The sequence below is a fragment of the Leptolyngbya subtilissima AS-A7 genome, assembly GCF_039962255.1.
In the GTDB taxonomy this organism is placed as follows: domain Bacteria; phylum Cyanobacteriota; class Cyanobacteriia; order Phormidesmidales; family Phormidesmidaceae; genus Nodosilinea.
Window position 1 is genome coordinate 359,172 of sequence record NZ_JAMPKY010000006.1, and the last position, 18,036, is coordinate 377,207.

The following is an 18,036-nucleotide window of genomic DNA, read 5'->3' on the forward strand; positions in this document are numbered from 1 at the left end:
GCTAGACCTTCGCCACTACCAAGCCTCTGCTACAGTATTAATCGCCTCAATCCCTAACTTTCCAAAAAACCTGTGGTTGCCGTTAACGACATCTACCTGCTGCGCAACATCTGGTACCATGCCATGCCCAGCCACGAGCTGAAGGCGGGTAAGATGGTGGCCAAAACCCTGCTTAACGAGCCAATTCTGTTTGGTCGCACCAACCAGGGCAAAGCCTTTGCCATCCGCGATATTTGCCCTCACCGGGCCGTGCCCCTCAGCTGTGGCCGTTTCGACGGCACCGAGGTTGAGTGCTGCTACCACGGCTGGCGCTTTAACGAAAACGGCCAGTGCACCGAGATTCCATCATTGATGCCGGAACAGCAGATGGATCTGAGCCGCTTTGACGTGAATTCCTACGAGGTCAAAGAGGTGCAGGGCAACCTGTGGGTTTATGTGAGCGATCGCGACAACCCCCAACCTCCGCGCTTCGAAGTGCCCCGGGTGCCCGGTTTTAGCGACGACGTTCGCCCAAGCGTTACCTACACCATGCGGTTTCCCTGCTACATCGACCATGCCGTGGTGGGGCTAATGGATCCGGCCCACTCCCCCTTTGTGCATCGCTCCTGGTGGTGGCGCGGGGCTACCCTCAACGATGAGATCAAGTGGTTTGACCCTTCGCCCTACGGGTTTACCATGCGCAAGCACCGCATGGGCGAGAACATGGGCTACGGCTACTGGTTAATTGGCGGTGTGCCCGACAACGAAATCATCTTTTACCTGCCCGGCGTCCGCACTGAAGAGACCACCACCTCAAAACACCGGGTGGTGAACTTGACCACCGTCACCCCCCTCACCGACGACCAAACCGACGTCACCTTTGAGCTGTACTGGGATCTCCCCTGGGGCAACCTGCTCAAGCCGATTCTGCCCCTGATGATTCGCTCCTTTTTAGGCCAAGACCGCGACGTCGTCATTAAGCAGCAGGAGGGGCTCAAGCATGAGACCGTATTGCGGCTGATCAAAGACTCTGACACCCTCGCTCGGTGGTATTACCAGCTCAAAAAAGAGTACCAGCGCTCCCAAACGGAAGACCGCGAGTTTGCCACCCCCGTCAAAACGCAGCTGCTCAAATGGCGAGCCTAAAGTACGTTTGGCTCCACGTCGTCGGAACCCCCATCTCTGTCAATCCGCCCACACTCTAGGGTAGGGTAGCTACCACATCAGATCGCCATGCCTGGGGAACTCCCGGCGCTAGAATTGTCGCCTGATAGGGAATCAACCCCACGCGATCGCTCCCCAGACACCGGGCAGCAGCATAGGACAGATCGAGAGAGCGATCGCCGATATATGGACCGCGATCGTTGATACGTACAACCACGCTCTTACCGTTAAGCTGGTTGCGCACCTTGAGAAAGGTGCCGAAGGGCAAGGTCTTGTGGGCCGCTGTCAGGTCGTTCTGGTTGAAGGTTTCACCGGTAGCCGTCTGCCGTCCATGGAAGTAAGGCCCATACCAAGACGCTGTGCCGTTAAACGTCTTGCGGGTTTCACCCAGGCCGTGGGCCACCATTTGCACCTGGCTGGGCTCTAGAGGAGACCCCCCAAAGGCCAGACGCAGATTGTTGACCCAGGCGGTCGCTTGCAAGGCAGTCTGGCTAGGGTTGGATGCACTGACTGAACTAGCCTGAGCTGACATTGCGCCAGGCAACACAAACACGGTTTTGCCATCGACCTGCGCGGCGGCCAGAGCCTGGCTTAATTTAGGGGTTAGCCCGTTGGGGTTGGCCTCTAGTTGAGGCACCGCTTGGCGAATCTGACGGGCAACCTGGTCCGCCGCCGGACGCGACGGCACCTGCCCAATCGCTACATTCTTGACCCGAATAGTAAATCCTTTTGCTGGAGCGCTAGCGTTTGCCGCAGCTAATTTGCCACAGGCAACGGGAGTCGGGGCAATCTGAGTTACCCCGCTGCTAACGTGGGCGTTTGTTCCCTGGCCGACTACGGCCACAGCGGCGGTAGCTCTCCAGAGGCGCCAATCCACAGCCGCCGTCTGCGGCCAACCCAGCTGGGGAAACAACTGAAGGGGCTTGTGAATAGCGGATTGTAGATGCAGGGGAGAGTAGGGAGAAGCTCTTAAATCTACCGCAGGCTGACGCTGCCCATGAGCCACTGCGTTGGCGTTAGCCGTTTGCAGTACTAGAGGGGCAGGTGGGTTGAAAGGATTGAGATAATGCGGTAGAAACGCAGCCCAGAAAAGTCCAAATAACGTCATTTATGCGTGTGCAGAAAGCGACGCCCCGGCTCCGCTAATTTCATCCAGGGATGAAGTCAGCCACAAGCTTGAGCCACGGGCAAGACAAAAAGCCACCTTAGGTGTTGCGCTTGCTCAGCAACTAAGGCAAAAACTGGGTTTTTAAGGCATAAAAGGCATAAAACGTCTATTCGCAAGGTTGCGACTAGTTTTTTTAGCCTATCACTTAAAATTTGTATCTGCAATCACACACTAATAACGTTCTTTAGAGTAAAGAAAAATCTCGCTACCGATAGAGAAGCATTTCCTCCTATAGATGGAGGAGAGCGATCGCGCTCAAGCATAAACACAAAGAACAAACCTGCGATCGCAGCAGAGTATAGACAATTCACTTAATGCAGCTGAAAAATGCGTTCAAGGTGCGATTCCGGAACAGATTGCTTAGCAACTCGCACCCCAGGCCTCACCTAATAGGGTTTATAGGGTTTCTGCCATCAGCCCAGTAGCTTTCCGAAGTGGCTTCCCAAAGTAGCAGCCCCATCAAAGTGACGCCAACGAAGGGAGTCAGACGGGGCTGGAGACGCAGTTAGGAGGTATCTTGCGTTCAGCATATCTGTGGAATGGTTGAGTAGGGCCTTCCCTTAACAAGTTTTTAAGGCTCAGCGGTGAGCGATCGCCAAGCACAACGAGCAACCAGACCCTCATCTCGGTTTGAAGACTAGGTTAGCTCCAGGCTGACTTAGCTTTACCCCTCCATAAAGCTTCAGTGAAAGCTCGGCCAGTAAAGTATCGAATATAACTTAGCGAGTGAAGAATCACACTATGCCCCTCGCAGCGTAGAACGTTCGTTGAAACGAGCTTTCGCCAGCGGGAGAGCAGGGGTTCCATCACTATTCAGGTTCAATTCCAGCTATGAAGGCAACACTGATTCGAGTCTTTATTTGGCCCAGTGGTACCGCGTTATTGGTGGGGTTGAGCGTGTTAAGTTTGCTACTTCTTCACTGGCCCAGCCTGGAGGCTGAGCAGCAGGCCAGCGGCAACCGAGACGAGTTTCCAGGCCAGCGGCGGGGGGGCGGCACCCACTGGGTTAACAACCAACACAATGACACTATGGCTTAAAGGCTGTGGCTTAGCAGGCTGACGATGCCACGGGACACAGGGACCGATTCGGTGGGAGCGATTTCCGGATAGCGCCCTTATTTCCTGTATATCTCTGTATTCAGGGAATTACGAGTCAATGCCTGCCATTGCCACTCCTACCGTTGTCGGTTCAATCCATGGTGCATTTCCGGGTCTGGCCGTTTAGGCAGCAGCTCCAACAGTGGGCCTCCCGTTTTTCTAAACCTATTAATTTTGGCAGTCGAGCCGTGCTGGTTTCTAGCCTGCTCGCCCTCACACTGGTGTCTGCGGGCAAGCGGCTACAGCTGTTTGAATCCTTAGAAACCTCTAGTTTTGACTTGCTGACCCGGCTATTGATTCAGCAGACCTCAGACCCGCGGCTGCTAATTGTAGAGGTGACCGAGGCTGATCTAGAGGCCTACGGTTGGCCCCTGTCTGACCAGGTGGTGGCCGATATTATTGCCGAGGTGCAGCGCCATGAGCCAGCGGTAGTGGGGCTCGATCTGTACCGCAACACCCCCCAGGACATGCCAGGTCAGACGGCCCTTGCCCAAGCCTTTGCCGATTCCTCAAAGGTGATTGGCATCTTCAACGTGGGCAAGCAGGGCACTAGCATTGAGGTGCCCGCTCCCGCTACCTGGCCCGCCGACCAGGTGGGATTTAACGACTTAGCCATTGACCCGGATGGGGTGCTGCGCCGCAACCTGCTGTACGTATCCACACCCAACAATCCTGCCTACTCGTTTCCGCTGCGGGTGGTGCTGGCCTATCACGCCGATTTAGAATTTCAAGTCGATCGAGGCAACGATCTGCTGCGCATTGGGGAGGCTGAATTTCCAGCCCTGCTGGCTAGGAATGGCGGCTATGCCAATATTGATGACCGGGGCTATCAGGTGCTGATGAAGTACCGCACTCCCTACGAACCAGCCCCAACTTTAACCATTACCCAGGTGCTTGCCGGAGCGGTGCCCCCCGACTGGGTGCGCGGCAAAATTGTGCTGATTGGTTCTACCGCTTCTAGCCTTAAGGATGAGTTTTATACGCCCTTTAGCCACGAGCATTCAGCTCGGTTTGTGATGGCTGGGGTGGAGGTGCATGCCCAGAGCATTAGCCAGCTACTCGATGCGATCGCAGGTGAACCCACCCTCTACCGTTTTTTGCCCCAGTGGGGCGAATTTTTCTGGCTGCTGGGCTGCACCCTAGCGGCTGGGGTAATAGGCTGGCAGGTGCGCCGGCCACCCATGCTGCTGTTGCTCAGCGGCAGTATGGTTTTGGGCATTTGGAGCCTGAGCGGCCTAGCCCTGGCCAACATGCTATGGGTACCTACGGTAGAACCCGTGGCAGCTTTTTTGCTGGCCCTGGGGCTGGTGTTGACTCAAAAGGTGCTGTACCGCAGCAGCTACGACCAGCTCACCCTGCTACCGGGGCGAGACATGTTTGTGCTGCAAGTGCAGCGGGCTCTCTGCCAAAAACCCGCCAGTGCAGTGACGGTGGTGTTCTTAGACATCGATCGCTTCAAGCTGATCAACCAGTCCTTTGGGCACGTTGTGGGCGATCGCGTACTGCAAACCCTGGGTCAGCGGCTGCGACAGTTTTTGCCCCCGTCGGCGCAGCTATCGCGGGTGGGTGGTGATGAATTTGCCTTTTTGCTGCCGGTGCACGAGCAGCCCACCGTAGACCAGTGGCTCAATCGTTTGCAAACCGAACTGTCAGAGCCCTTTTCGATCGCACGGCGGCGGCTCTCGGTAACCAGCTCTATGGGGGTTGCCATGGCCCATGGCGAACATTCCCCCAGCCCCCAAGACCTGCTGCGTGACGCCCATACCGCCATGTATCGGGCCAAGGCCCTGAACGAGTACCGCTACGAAGTGTTTGCCAGCACTATGCACGAAGAGGCGGTGCGTCGTTTAGAACTCGAAAGCCACCTGCTCAGCGCCTTTGAAAACAACGAGTTTTTGCTCCACTACCAACCGATTGTGTGTCTGCAGAGCGGTTGCATTACGGGCTTTGAGGCCCTGGTGCGGTGGTACCGTCCTGAGGAGGGCTTTGTGTCGCCAGGGCAGTTTATTCAGGTGACCGAGGAAACCGGGCTGATTGTGCACCTAGGCCAGTGGATCTTTCGGGCTGCCTGCGCCCAGCTCAAGGCCTGGCAGCAGCAGTTTCCCGACCATCCCTTGACCATGAGCATTAACTTATCGCGGCGGCAGCTGCACCAAGTTGACCTGGTGGATCAGTTTGGGGCCTGTCTGCATGAGCTCAATCTAGCGGGCAAGCAGGTGCAGCTCGAAATTACCGAAAGCATGATCATGCGGGACGTCGATGGGGCGACAGAGCTGATGCATCGGCTGAAGCAGCTAGGGTTAAAGCTGGCGATCGACGATTTTGGCACCGGCTATTCGTCGCTTAGCTATCTGCATCGTTTCCCCACAGATACGCTCAAAATCGACCAGTCTTTTGTTGGCCGCATGGATCAAAGCGGCGACGATCGCGAGATCGTGCACACCATTATTGCCCTAGGCCAAAAGCTGAATATGGATCTGGTAGCCGAAGGTATTGAAACCGAAACCCAGCTCAACCGACTGCGGGCCATGGGCTGCCGACGTGGGCAGGGCTACCTGTTTTCTCAGCCCCTGGGCCGTGAGGCGGCTACGGCACTATTGACTAACCCCTGGCCCTGGATCACCGTTGGCACCCCTGACGAAGCCCAAAAGGCTTGAAAACAGGCGGTGTTTGGTCATCGTTACATAACACTATGTTTTGTGCAGAAGTAATAGGATGGTGGAGTAGGCTTTTGTGCTTCAGGGCACAGTTATAGAGAGCCTTAGTTTTAGAGGTTGGCGGTCAAGCTACGCTCGTTTTGAGAGCTGATACAGTCCACATGCCAACTAGTCTGGGTTGTCGAGATTTAGACCCAGCTGGGCTACCCGCGATTCTGACGAATTGCTGCGCTGATCGCGGTGGTGACGCCGCGATCAGCGGTAGCCGTGGTGATAGAAACGACCGAGAGCCCTACCGCCGACCTCAGTGACCAACAGGAGGTCAAACCATGCCCATTGCCAGTATTAACCCCGCCACCGGAGCGGTGCTCAAGCGTTTTGAACCGTTGAGCGAGGCCGAAATTGAGCACAAGCTCGCCTTGGCCGCCCAGACCTTTGCTACCTACCGTCAGACATCCTTTGAGCAGCGCGCCGGGTGGCTGCACCAGGCCGCCCAGGTGCTCGATGACAACAAGGCTGCCTACGCCAAAATCATGGCCTTGGAGATGGGCAAGCCCCTAGTGGGGGCGATCGCCGAAGTCGAAAAAAGCGCTCTGGTCTGCCGCTACTATGCCGACCACGGAGCCGAGTTTTTAGCCGACGAGCCCGCTACCACCGACGCTAGCCGCAGCTTTGTGCGCTACCAGCCCATTGGCCCGGTGCTGGCGGTGATGCCCTGGAACTTCCCGTTTTGGCAGGTGTTTCGCTTTGCCGCCCCAGCGCTGATGGCGGGCAACGTGGGGCTGCTCAAGCACGCTTCGAATGTGCCCCAGTGCGCCCTGGCGATCGAGGAAGTTTTTCAGAAGGCTGGCCTGCCCGAGGGGGCGTTTCAGACGCTGCTGATTGGGGGCGATCGCATTGCTAAGCTGGTCACCGACGATCGCATCAAAGCCGCCACCCTCACCGGCAGCGAACCCGCTGGGGCCAGCCTGGCCGCCGCCTGCGGTCAGCAGATCAAAAAGACGGTGCTGGAGCTAGGCGGCAGCGACCCGTTTATCGTCATGCCCAGTGCCGATCTGGAGGCGGCGATCGCCACCGCTGCCACCGCCCGCATGCTCAACACCGGCCAGTCTTGCATTGCCGCCAAGCGGTTTATCGTCCATGAGGCGATCGCCGAGCGCTTTGAGCAGGGGATGACCGAAAAATTCGCGGCGCTCAACGTGGGCAACCCCCTCGACGAAGGAGTGACCGTTGGCCCCCTGGCCACCCCCGACATAGCCGCCGAGCTAGAGCAGCAGGTCAACGCCTGCCTGGCCCAGGGCGGCACCGCGCTGATTGGCGGCGATGTTGCAGCGCTGAAGTCCCAGCTGCCCGCCGATCTGCAAAACGGCAACTGGTTTCCGCCCACCATTCTCGCCGCTCTGCCGCCCGGCACCCCCGCCGACCAGGAGGAGTTCTTTGGTCCAGTGGCCCTGGTGTTTCGTGTGGGTAGTTTGGATGAGGCGATCGCGCGGGCCAACGACATTCCCTTTGGCCTGGGGGCCAGCGCCTGGAGCCAGGACCTCGCTGAGCAGGAACGACTGATGGCCGAGCTAGAGGCTGGGGCAGTCTTTATTAATGGACTGGTTAAATCTGATCCGCGTCTGCCCTTTGGCGGCATTAAGCGATCGGGCTACGGGCGCGAGTTAGGCCGCCATGGCATTCACGAGTTCGTCAACATCAAAACCGTCTGGGTCAAATAGCCACCCCTACCCTTCGGGAAGTCGCTATCGCGTCTACACCCCATCACTCTCCCACCTTCCCCACCGTCACATTTCCTCTAACCCCCGACACGATCTATGAACACCGCCGAATTGCTTGTCCAGTGCCTTGAGAACGAAGGCGTCGAATACATTTTTGGCCTGCCAGGGGAGGAAAACCTCCAGCTGCTCCAGGCCCTAAAGCGATCCTCGATTCAGTTCATCACCACCCGTCACGAGCAGGGGGCGGCTTTTATGGCCGATGTCTACGGGCGGCTAACGGGCAAGGCGGGGGTGTGCCTTTCGACCCTGGGGCCGGGGGCGACCAACTTAATGACTGGGGTAGCCGACGCAACGTTGGACCGCGCCCCGCTAGTGGCAATCACGGGGCAGGTGGGCACCGATCGCATGCACATTGAGTCGCACCAGTACCTTGACCTAGTGGCCATGTTCGCCCCGGTCACCAAGTGGAATGCTCAGATCGTGCGACCCAGCATTACTCCCGAAATCGTGCGTAAGGCCTTTAAACTGGCCCAGGCCGAAAAGCCCGGCGCGGTGCACATTGATCTGCCCGAAAACATTGCCGAAATGGAGGTGGTCGGGGCCGCCCTGCGCAAAGACAGCCAGGAGAAAACCTACGCCTCATTGCAGAGCATTCAGCAGGCGGCGGTGGCGCTCTCCCAAGCCACTAACCCCATGATTTTGGTGGGCAACGGTGCCATTCGCGCCAGTGCTAGCGAAGCCCTGACCGAGTTTGCTACCCAGCTCAACATTCCGGTGGCCAACACCTTCATGGGCAAGGGCGTAATTCCCTACACCCACCCGCTAGCGCTGTGGGCGATTGGGTTGCAGCAGCGCGACTACATCACCTGCGCCATGGAGCAGACCGATCTGATCATTGCCGTGGGCTATGACCTGATCGAGTATTCGCCTAAAAAGTGGAACCCTGACGGCAAGCTGCCCATTCTGCACATCAACCTCACCCACGCTGAGGTTGACAGCAGCTACATTCCTAAGGTCGAAGTGATTGGCGACATCTCAGACTCGCTAGAAGAAATTCTCAAGCGGGTGAAGCGCCAGGGTCGCCCCGAACCCCACAGTCTCAAAATTCGCGACGAAATTCGCGCTGACTACGAGCAGTATGCCGACGACTACGGCTTCCCAATCAAGCCCCAGAAGCTAATCTACGACCTGCGCCAGGTGCTCGACGCCGAAGACATTGTGATTTCTGACGTGGGGGCCCACAAAATGTGGATGGCCCGCAACTACCACTGCCTGCGCCCCAACACCTGTCTGATTTCAAACGGCTTTGCGGCCATGGGCATTGCCCTACCGGGAGCGCTGGCGGCCAAGCTGGTGCACCCCAACCGCAAAGTGGTGGCGGTAACCGGCGATGGCGGCTTCATGATGAACTGCCAGGAGCTAGAAACAGCCCTGCGGGTGGGCACCCCCTTTGTCACCATCATCTTTAATGACGGTGGCTATGGGCTGATTGAGTGGAAGCAGATGAATTACTACGGCGAGTCAACCTACATTCACTTCACCAACCCCGACTTTGTGAAACTGGCGGAGGCTATGGGCCTCAAGGGCTACCGGATTGAGTCGGCGGAGGACTTTATTCCGACGTTGAAGCAGGCATTGGAAGACGATGTGCCGGCGGTAATTGACTGCCCAGTGGACTACCGCGAAAACCTGCTGTTTAGCCAGAAAGCGGGCGATCTTAACTGTTTGATCTAAAAGGGTTTTGAGGTTAAAGGGCGGCCTTAAACCCAAAACCTCGCTAAAACCTCCCGGTTGGCGACCCAGTAGCGCTGAAACACTAAGGGTCTACACAGGGCAAGGTTTCTATGAGGCTCAATCTGGCTAAGTCGCCTTTGGTTTGCAGTATTGGCGGGGTGGGCGCGATCGCCGCCGTCCTCATTGGCATGTCGTACCTGCCGGTGGCTAGCGGCCCTGCCCCCGAACCCGAGCTGTCCCTCAACAATCTTTCCATTTCGCCCTGGCAGCAGGGCACTGACTTGGGTTGGCAGGCCGCAGTCGCGGCTCAGACCGCTCAGACCCAGGCCGACTGGCAGCGGGTGAGCGATTTGTGGGATCAGGCGATCGCGGCCCTAGAGACCGTGCCAACCACCGATGCCAACTACGCCCAAGCACAGGCCAAAGCAGAGGAGTATCGAGGCAATCGGGCGATCGCGGGCGATCGCCTTGCCAAAGCCAGCCCTGACGGTGGTACCGTTGCCAGTGATCTACAAAAGGCTCTGACTGCCGCCGAACCATCTTTTAGCTTTTCCTCCGGTCCGGCCAACCGCACGGTCGGCCAGTCTGCCGATGGCCTGGCCACGGTAGAACTTACCAGCGATCGCGCCACTCTGGTCTTAGCCCGCAGCGAGCAGGGCAGCGCCCTGACCATGGCTCAAGTGGTCTACGCCAACCAGTTTTTAAGCCTTGCCGCCCCCGAAACCGCTGCGCAGCCCTGGCTATTAGAGGGGCTGCGCGATGTGCAGCGCAATCAGCCTCCAACCTTACCCGCCGATACTCCAGTCACCCTCAGTGCCGCACCAGATGCTCTCACCATCACGGTTGTAGCCGAACCCTAACCCTCAGTAATTCCGCGGCTGTTTTGGGGCAACAGGATAAACGTTCCCCCAAGCGAATAAAATTGAAGTCTATGGAACTCAGCGGTTCCAGTTTCTTCAACTCCAGCCAGGTAATTTATGAGAGCGTATCGGGCCGCCGCCGTACAGATGACCAGTGTGCCAGACTTGGCCAAAAATTTGGCCCAGGCCGAAGAGCTAATTGACCTGGCAGTGCGTCAGGGGGCAGAACTGGTCAGCCTTCCCGAAAATTTTTCGTTTTTGGGCGACGAAGACGCAAAAATCGCCCAGGCCGACACCATCAGTCAGGCCAGCGAAGCGTTTCTCAAAACCATGGCCCAGCGCTACCAGGTGACGCTGATTGGCGGCGGATACCCCGTGCCCGCCAAAGAGGGCAAAGTCTTTAACACTGCCCTGCTAGTTTCCCCCGAGGGGCAAGAGCTGATGCGCTACGAAAAGGTGCACCTGTTCGACGTCAACCTGCCCGACGGCAACACCTACCGCGAGTCCAACACCGTTATTTCTGGGCACCTGCTGCCCGATGTTTTTCCATCTAAGCCCTTTGGTATTTTGGGCCTGTCGGTGTGCTACGACGTGCGCTTTCCGGAGCTGTATCGCCACCTGTCGCAGCAGGGGGCCGAGGTGCTAGTAGTACCTGCCGCCTTTACCGAGTTTACCGGCAAAGACCATTGGCAAATTTTGCTGCAAGCCCGCGCGATTGAGAACACCTGCTATGTGATTGCTCCGGCCCAAACCGGCTTCCATAACGCCCGTCGCCAGTCCCACGGGCACGCCATGATTATTGACCCCTGGGGCATGGTGCTGGCCGATGCTGGCGTGGATAAGGGGATTGCGATCGCCGAAATCAACCCCGATCGCATTTCCCAGGTGCGTCGCCAAATGCCCGCATTGGCCCACCGCGTCTTTCCCTAAGACCTGTTTCCCTCAGCAAAACAGCCATTGGAACGATCCCGGTTAACTCTTCAGTAGAAGTAATTTCATGTACATTGGACGGGACGAGTTGTAGCGGTCTGCATGGCAAATTGGATGAGTGGCCTCATCGGCAGCGGCCTGATTAGCAATATTCCCACCGATTTTTTCCAGGTAAAATCTGCGTTCAACCCCTGGCTGGCAGAGCTGTCAGAGGCGGAGGTAGAGCCCCTAGTGCTCGCCAGTGTATTGCTAAGTCTAGTTGTGGTCTACCTTGCGGCCAAGATTGGCGGTGAGCTGTGTGCCCGAGTTAACCTACCCGCGGTCCTAGGAGAGCTCATCGGAGGCGTCATCGTCGGCGTCTCGGCTCTGCACCTGATTGTGTTTCCCGAAAGCGGCGGTGAAGTGCAGTCGCTGCTCATGAACCTAGTCGGTATGACCACAGGCCAAGCCCCAAGCGAACTGCTGCGGGTCTTTCAGGGGGAGAGTGAGGTGATCTCTGTTCTAGCTGAACTAGGGGTGATCATTCTACTGTTTGAAATTGGTTTGGAGTCAGACCTCAAAGAACTTATTCGCGTTGGCCCTCAGGCGGCGGTGGTAGCCGTTGTTGGGGTAGTGGCCCCCTTTGCCGCTGGTACCGCTGGGCTAATTTTGATCTTTGGGATCGATACTATTCCAGCCGTGTTTGCCGGAGCGGCGCTCACCGCTACCAGCATTGGCATTACCGCCAAGGTGTTGGCCGAAATGCAGCAACTCAGCTCCAGGGAAGGCCAAATCATCATTGGAGCTGCCGTACTCGACGACGTGCTGGGCATCATTGTGCTAGCCGTAGTGGCTAGCCTCGCCAAAACCGGCGAAATCGAAATTCTCAACGTGGCTTACCTAATTGCTGGAGCCGCCGCGTTTTTGGTAGGGTCTATTTTCATTGGCCGCCTGCTCAGCCCCTACTTTGTCATGGTGGTAAATCAGATGCGCACCCGAGGGCAGGTCATTATCAGTGCCCTGATCTTTGCCTTTGTGCTGTCCTACATTGCTGCGGCCATTCAGCTAGAGGCAATTTTGGGTGCCTTTGCCGCTGGCTTGATCTTGGCTGAAACCTCTAAGCACAAAGAGATTGAGGAGCAGATCAGCCCCATTGCCGACATGCTGGTGCCGATTTTCTTTATTGTTGTCGGGGCCCGGACCGATATCAGTGTGCTCAATCCTCTCAACCCCGAAAACCGGGCTGGGTTAGTGATTGCCTCTTTTCTAGTGGTGGTCGCCATTCTTGGTAAGGTCATTACTGGCGTTGCCGTCTTCGGGCAGCCTGGCATTAACCGCTTAGCCATTGGGGTCGGCATGATTCCTCGGGGGGAGGTGGGGCTTGTGTTTGCTGGCGTGGGGGCGGCTAGCGGCGTGCTTACCGAGTCACTTGAGGCTGCCATTATTGTCATGGTTATTTTCACCACGTTCTTGGCACCGCCCCTGCTGCGGGTCGTCTTCAAAGACGACGAAGGCCCAGTCTCCCCCGCTTCCCCCGCCCCCGAATTGGAAACCGCTGATTAGGTGAGGCTGAGCAAGAGGAAGCTTTTCGTTTATAAGCTACCCGGTAACGTTGCTATACTGGGTATGCTTTTGCTGGTGTAGCTCAGTTGGTAGAGCAGCTGATTTGTAATCAGCCGGTCGCAAGTTCGAATCTTGTCACCAGCTTATTCTTAGAAACCTCTGGGAGCTTTTCCTCTCAGGAAGATGTTGCGGTAGCAACTCTAATGGCCGGTCCCAGCGCCAGTTTTAGCAGACCGGCACGTGGTGCTAAGTCTAAAGCGGCGTTCTACACAGCTCAGCAGGGTTAAAAACTACCCAAGGCGAAGGCTAGAAAAATAGAGTCATACCGAATCCTATTTAGTTGCACCCGGTTTGTAGGGGCAGTGCAGTGCCCCTACGAGATCTTTATTGTGAACCGGGGTTGCTCAAGGCAGATTTCGTATTAGAGGCTCTCTTTGAGAGATTGCACTAGCCTCCGGGAGGCGACATCCTATAGATGCTCTTCGTCGTCGTACTCATCATCCGCTATCCAAGTGCCGACGGGGCGTAGGACGTCAGGAATCGTCGCATCATCCGTAAATTCCAATACCGTCTCTCGATAGCCCAAATACCCTGACTCTGTGAAGGTCAACAGCATGCGCCCCAGCGCTGGCCACACGACATCGGCAAATTCCCAATCGTGGTTGAACCCGGCGCGGTCTGCGATCGATCGCAGCGCCCAAAAATAGCTGTTGCGCACCACTGAGCCTGACTTTTTATAGGCTGGCACATCCTTCTGATGAATGTAGAGAATGTCTTGGTCGATTCGAGCGCGCACAGCTAACCAGAGGTAGATGGGTGATACGGTAAGGCTATTAACAATAAGTTACAGACGGTTCTGGGTTAAAGACTCATAGGTCAGATTCAGCCCCGATCGCAATGACTTAACTTCTGGAGCTTGTGCCTTGCCATGTCCGCTGCGGTTTGTCTGCAAAACGTCCACAAAGTCTACAACGGCGTATCCGTCGTTAACGACCTCTCTTTAAATATCGAAGCCGGAGAAGTTTTTGGTCTACTTGGCCCTAACGGCGCGGGCAAGTCAACCACCATTCGCATGGCCACCACCCTCACCCGCCCCAGCGACGGCCATGTGGTTGTCGCAGGTTATGACGTCAACCGCCAGCAGCTCGATGTGCGCCGCCAAATTGGCGTAGTGCTGCAACAAACCAGCGTCGATGGCGACCTCACCGTGTGGGAAAACATGGAGCTGCACGGACGCATGCACCACATCCCTGCTGCCCAGCGCCGCGCCGCCATCGACACCTGGTTGGAGTATGTAGAACTGGGCGATCGCCGCGACGACAAAGTTAAAACCCTTAGCGGCGGCATGAAGCGACGGCTGCAAATTGCCCGCGCCCTACTCCACAACCCCAAGATTCTCTTTCTCGACGAGCCCACCGTGGGCCTCGACCCTCAAACCCGCCGTCGCTTGTGGGAAATTATTCGCGGCCTCAACCAGCAGGGCATGACCATGCTGCTCACCACCCACTATATGGAAGAAGTCGAGTACCTGTGCGATCGCATCGGCATTCTCGACCAAGGCAAACTGATCGAGCTGGGTACCTTAGACGAGTTTCGCCACCGCCACGGCGAAGGCATTGTCATGACCCAGCGAGGCGATCGCTGGGACTACCAGTTCTTCCCCACCCTAGATGCCGCCAACGCCCACCTCGACCAGCAGCCCGACAAAACGGGCATGATGACCCGCCCCTCCAACCTCGAAGACATCTTTGTAGAGTTAACGGGTCGCAATTTGGATTAAGTCTAGAACGGTGCATTGCTGGCGCGAATGCACCCTACGAACTACAGCCTGCTAGATTGCCTAGACAACCTAAAGTTTTTCATCAGTCAATTTGCAGAACATAGGTTTAAACCGATGATCAGCTAGTCCTTTCCGTGAGGTGAAGGACGACGGAACGTCCTTCTCGACGGGGGTCTGGGGCCAACGAATTGGCCCCAGCGGCAGACCTGGCTTTGCCCCAAATTGTGCGCCGCACTAAACCTGGCGCTGTCAGCTCCATTTTGCAAGGCAAACGCCGTTTACCCCTACGAAATTATCTGTTCTTTAACAGTTCTCTGAATCCCAAACCCACATTAACCCCCCTCTCTAAATTCCCAAAATCAACCGTTTCCCAAAATCGGCGCTAGGCTTGAGGATGGTTTCAGGGTACTAACAATCTATGCCTGGTCTAGCCACCACCATTGAAGCGATTTTGTACCTCAAAGGACAGCCCCTCGACATTGCCAAGCTAGCCGAGCTAGCCCGCTGCGATCGCGAAGACGTCGAAGAAGGGCTGATCGAGCTGATGAACGACTATGCCCACCGCGACGGGGCCTTAGAAATCATTGAAACCGTCGATGGCTACTGCCTTCAGCTCAAAGAGCGCTATCGGTTTTTAGTGGATTTGCTAATTCCCATCGATCTAGGCGTGGGGGCACTGCGAACACTGGCGGCGATCGCCCTCAAAGGCCCCATCAGCCAAACCGACCTCGTCGATCTTCGCGGTTCTGGCGTCTACCAGCACGTGCCAGAACTCGTGGCCCAGGGCTTTGTGCGCAAGCGTCGTCAAGCCGAAGGGCGATCGTCTTTAGTGCAGGTTACCGACAAGTTTTACCAACATTTTGAAATTGACGCCCTGCCCCAGCTGCGGCCTAAAGGATCAACCGCCGCCTTGCCAGATGCAGGCTCTGACGATGGCGATGAACCCGAGTTTGAGCCCGAGATCGATGAAGCCTCGTAGCCCTGCTGCCCTGCTTGTGCCATCAAACTATTGTAAAGATAAAAATTCGCGGCATCTGCGCGTCAAAGCACCTTATAGCCTGGGTTTGAGTCAAACAGCCTAAGCCCACGCTACTAGAGCGACGCAATATTACACGATTCGTTACGCTATCATCGGAAATATTAGTAGGTATAGGCAGGCCAGGGGTTGCCTTTGTTGCATTGGATCCGATCGCCCCGATTTTGGTACTCGCCGTCGCCTACGTTGTGACCAAAGGTCTTTGAGATTCTATGGTATTTAACCCTGAAGACGCTGAATTCATTAGCATGTCGGCCAATAGCGACCACCCCAATGAGTTGCTTAAATATCTTCAGCACCAGTCCCCAGAGGTGCTGACTCGGGTGGCCCAGGCAGTCAGCGGTGAAATCAAGCAGATTATTGCCCACAATGTGCAGGGGTTGGTCGGTGTGCTGCCAGGAGACGGGTTTAACGTCCAAGTCACCACCGATCGCGAAAATCTAGCCGGGCTGCTCGCCTCCGCCATGATGACGGGCTACTTTCTCCGCCAGATGGAGCAGCGCATGGAGCTAGAGCACACCGTATCAGGTTCCCTCTTTGGGGCTGACTTCGGCTCTGACGATCTCGACTTTGACGATTAGGCCGGCGATTTCTTCGGATAGCTCCGCTAACGTATCTTTTTTTTGCCCTGGCTAACCCACCGGAAACGGATACTGCTGAATAGCTTTAGCCAGGTTTTCTGGGGTGCCAATATCTAGATAGCCGCCCTGGGCAAAAGGCTGGGCCTCTATCCGCAACCCTGATGCCAATGCCACCTGCATAACATCCCCAATGGGAACTTCAGCGTAGGGTGGCAAAATTGTGAGGTGCTGAGGAATTTGGCTGCCGATCAAAGCCTGCTGGCGATCGCGCACAAACCCGTGCAAAAAGTCTGAGAAGCTGGGCCGCCAGGCGGCGATCGCCCACATATAGGGCAGATGAGTCAGGCTAGACTTCTCGTAAATGCCCCGCACTACTCCGCTCTCGTCAAAATCGACCACCCCCACCTTCCCCGGCTGATCGGTGGGAAACAGGCCCAGCACCACATCCGCTGTGCCGCTGTGCAGCCGCTCCAGCAAAACTTGGTAGGCATTCTCCGGCTCAAATAGAATATCTGGAAAGCCGAGCACCACCGTCGCTCCGCGCAGAAAAGGGTAGGCCTGGTTGAGACTAAAGGGCACCCCAAAAGGCACATGCACGGTCAGATAGCTCAGGTGCATCCCCAAATCGGCTCCGTCGCCCAAAAAGTTGGGGATATCCCACTTACCGGGTCGCAGAATGAAAAACGCCTGCTCCACCCCGGCCCGCCGCATTTTTTCCAGCAAATAGTGGCACACCACCTTGGGGCGAGGCCCTGCCTGATTCGTTAGCATGCGAAAACCGATTGGAAACAATTCTTTGCTCATCGGCAGGGGTGAAATGCGCGTGCCCTGCCCTGCGGCGGGGATTAGACCAATGGTTGGTAGCGACGTAGACATCGGCAGAGGGAACCTTGAAGGCAAGTCAATCGTCCTTAATTATCCTGGTAGTAGGTGTGGGCTGAGCACTATGCAACAATTCTGGCAGGCCGTTAATCAACTGTCTTCACTGTCCCTAGCGCTAGGGCAGCGCTTTGGGCAAAGTGCCACTGCGCTGGCTCTAGTGGCGACCTCTATGACCGGGCTGGCCATAACCGCACCTCAAGCCAGTGCGGCAGAAGATATTCAAATTACCTACGGGTCACTAGACGCGCCGCCCATTTCGGTCAGCGATTTAGAATCCTTCGCCACTACAGGGATTCCTAGCCGCGACCTACAGCTGCTGCTCAATGTGCTCCGCATTGAGGAAGACCAAGCTCGCCAGGCGCTGACCCAGAACGTGCTGGTAGAGGTAGATACCCTGCGAGAAATGTCGGATACCTTTGCCGGGCAGCTTTTCTGGCGGCTACTGGCCACGACCGTCACTTTTTCTGACAACGACACCCCTGGGTGGGAGCTACTGCGCAGCGCCGTTTTAGATACGGCTGATACCGGCCAGCTCACCCTGATCGACGTACTTCGCACCATTGAGGCGACGACGCTACAGGTTGACGGTCGGCGAGTGATGGCGATCGCATCTCAAATTAATCTCGAAAGAGCAGGTAGCTTAGCATCCATACTGCTGGGCAAGTAGCGGTATTAGGGCTATCACTAGCGATCTTCTCCTGTTTGAGACAGCGGCCTAGGAGGGTGGAAATGCTGACTGCCCTAGGCCCTTCTCTATGTCCAAAATTGACTCAACTCCTACAGGTTAGGCTAGAGCTGCCGGCAATCTCTACGCCAAAAGCTTCTACGCCTAGACTCAAGCCCAAGCAGAGCTGCTTCGCCATCAGGTCTGGAGCCAGCTTGACCTACCCCATTTAATTGAGGC

Annotated in this window: 15 protein-coding genes and 1 tRNA gene; 13 read left to right on the forward strand and 3 right to left on the reverse strand. The window is 56.5% G+C overall.

The window, feature by feature from the left end:
- The first annotated feature begins 72 nt into the window (after positions 1 to 72).
- The gene (locus tag NC979_RS15360; RefSeq protein WP_347403890.1) at positions 73 to 1,125 is read left to right on the forward strand and encodes a Rieske 2Fe-2S domain-containing protein; all 1,053 of its coding nucleotides are present in this window, start codon (positions 73 to 75) and stop codon (positions 1,123 to 1,125) included.
- A gap of 55 nt (positions 1,126 to 1,180) precedes the next feature.
- On the opposite strand, the gene NC979_RS15365 is transcribed toward NC979_RS15360, so the two are convergent.
- Positions 1,181 to 2,251: a septal ring lytic transglycosylase RlpA family protein gene (locus tag NC979_RS15365; RefSeq protein WP_190515537.1), complete on the reverse strand. Its 1,071-nt coding sequence runs from the start codon at positions 2,249 to 2,251 to the stop codon at positions 1,181 to 1,183.
- An 891-nt stretch (positions 2,252 to 3,142) separates the two neighbouring features.
- On the opposite strand from NC979_RS15365, the gene NC979_RS15370 reads away from it, so the two are divergent.
- The 8 genes from NC979_RS15370 to NC979_RS15405 all read left to right on the forward strand — a co-directional run bounded on the left by NC979_RS15370 (position 3,143) and on the right by NC979_RS15405 (position 12,997).
- Positions 3,143 to 3,349 carry a hypothetical protein gene (locus tag NC979_RS15370; protein WP_190515538.1) on the forward strand — a complete coding sequence of 69 codons (207 nt, stop codon included), beginning with the start codon at positions 3,143 to 3,145 and terminating at the stop codon, positions 3,347 to 3,349.
- Positions 3,350 to 3,507: 158 nt separating this feature from the next.
- The gene (locus tag NC979_RS15375) at positions 3,508 to 6,066 is read left to right on the forward strand and encodes an EAL domain-containing protein (RefSeq protein WP_190515539.1); all 2,559 of its coding nucleotides are present in this window, start codon (positions 3,508 to 3,510) and stop codon (positions 6,064 to 6,066) included.
- Between the two features lie 329 nt (positions 6,067 to 6,395).
- Positions 6,396 to 7,787: an NAD-dependent succinate-semialdehyde dehydrogenase gene (locus NC979_RS15380; protein WP_190515540.1), complete on the forward strand. Its 1,392-nt coding sequence runs from the start codon at positions 6,396 to 6,398 to the stop codon at positions 7,785 to 7,787.
- Between the two features lie 96 nt (positions 7,788 to 7,883).
- Complete coding sequence (locus NC979_RS15385) at positions 7,884 to 9,521, forward strand: acetolactate synthase large subunit (protein ID WP_190515541.1); 1,638 nt, start codon at positions 7,884 to 7,886, stop codon at positions 9,519 to 9,521.
- A gap of 110 nt (positions 9,522 to 9,631) precedes the next feature.
- Entirely contained in the window at positions 9,632 to 10,381 is a 750-nt protein-coding gene (locus NC979_RS15390; RefSeq protein ID WP_190515542.1) for a hypothetical protein, read from the forward strand.
- Positions 10,382 to 10,498: 117 nt separating this feature from the next.
- A complete protein-coding gene (locus tag NC979_RS15395) occupies positions 10,499 to 11,311 on the forward strand; it encodes a carbon-nitrogen hydrolase family protein (protein ID WP_190515543.1) in 813 nt (270 codons plus the stop codon).
- A gap of 102 nt (positions 11,312 to 11,413) precedes the next feature.
- Positions 11,414 to 12,853, forward strand: a complete 1,440-nt coding sequence (locus tag NC979_RS15400) for a cation:proton antiporter (protein WP_242023868.1) — start codon at positions 11,414 to 11,416, stop codon at positions 12,851 to 12,853.
- 71 nt (positions 12,854 to 12,924) lie between these two features.
- Positions 12,925 to 12,997: transfer RNA gene (locus NC979_RS15405), tRNA-Thr, on the forward strand.
- Positions 12,998 to 13,322: 325 nt separating this feature from the next.
- On the opposite strand, the gene NC979_RS15410 is transcribed toward NC979_RS15405, so the two are convergent.
- Positions 13,323 to 13,649 carry a hypothetical protein gene (locus NC979_RS15410; protein WP_190515545.1) on the reverse strand — a complete coding sequence of 109 codons (327 nt, stop codon included), beginning with the start codon at positions 13,647 to 13,649 and terminating at the stop codon, positions 13,323 to 13,325.
- A gap of 132 nt (positions 13,650 to 13,781) precedes the next feature.
- On the opposite strand from NC979_RS15410, the gene NC979_RS15415 reads away from it, so the two are divergent.
- From NC979_RS15415 to NC979_RS15425, 3 genes are all read left to right on the forward strand, one after another.
- Complete coding sequence (locus NC979_RS15415; protein ID WP_190515547.1) at positions 13,782 to 14,633, forward strand: ABC transporter ATP-binding protein; 852 nt, start codon at positions 13,782 to 13,784, stop codon at positions 14,631 to 14,633.
- Between the two features lie 418 nt (positions 14,634 to 15,051).
- On the forward strand, positions 15,052 to 15,612 hold the full coding sequence (gene scpB, locus NC979_RS15420) for an SMC-Scp complex subunit ScpB (RefSeq protein WP_190515549.1): 561 nt from the start codon (positions 15,052 to 15,054) through the stop codon (positions 15,610 to 15,612).
- Between the two features lie 269 nt (positions 15,613 to 15,881).
- Entirely contained in the window at positions 15,882 to 16,250 is a 369-nt protein-coding gene (locus NC979_RS15425) for a DUF760 domain-containing protein (RefSeq protein WP_190515551.1), read from the forward strand.
- A gap of 51 nt (positions 16,251 to 16,301) precedes the next feature.
- On the opposite strand, the gene NC979_RS15430 is transcribed toward NC979_RS15425, so the two are convergent.
- The gene (locus NC979_RS15430) at positions 16,302 to 17,126 is read right to left on the reverse strand and encodes a nucleotidyltransferase family protein (RefSeq protein WP_190515554.1); all 825 of its coding nucleotides are present in this window, start codon (positions 17,124 to 17,126) and stop codon (positions 16,302 to 16,304) included.
- A 70-nt stretch (positions 17,127 to 17,196) separates the two neighbouring features.
- Here NC979_RS15430 and NC979_RS15435 point away from each other — a divergent pair, with 70 nt between their 5' ends.
- Positions 17,197 to 17,799, forward strand: coding sequence for an alpha/beta hydrolase (locus NC979_RS15435; RefSeq protein WP_190515556.1), 603 nt, complete (start codon positions 17,197 to 17,199; stop codon positions 17,797 to 17,799).
- The last annotated feature ends 237 nt before the right edge of the window (positions 17,800 to 18,036 follow it).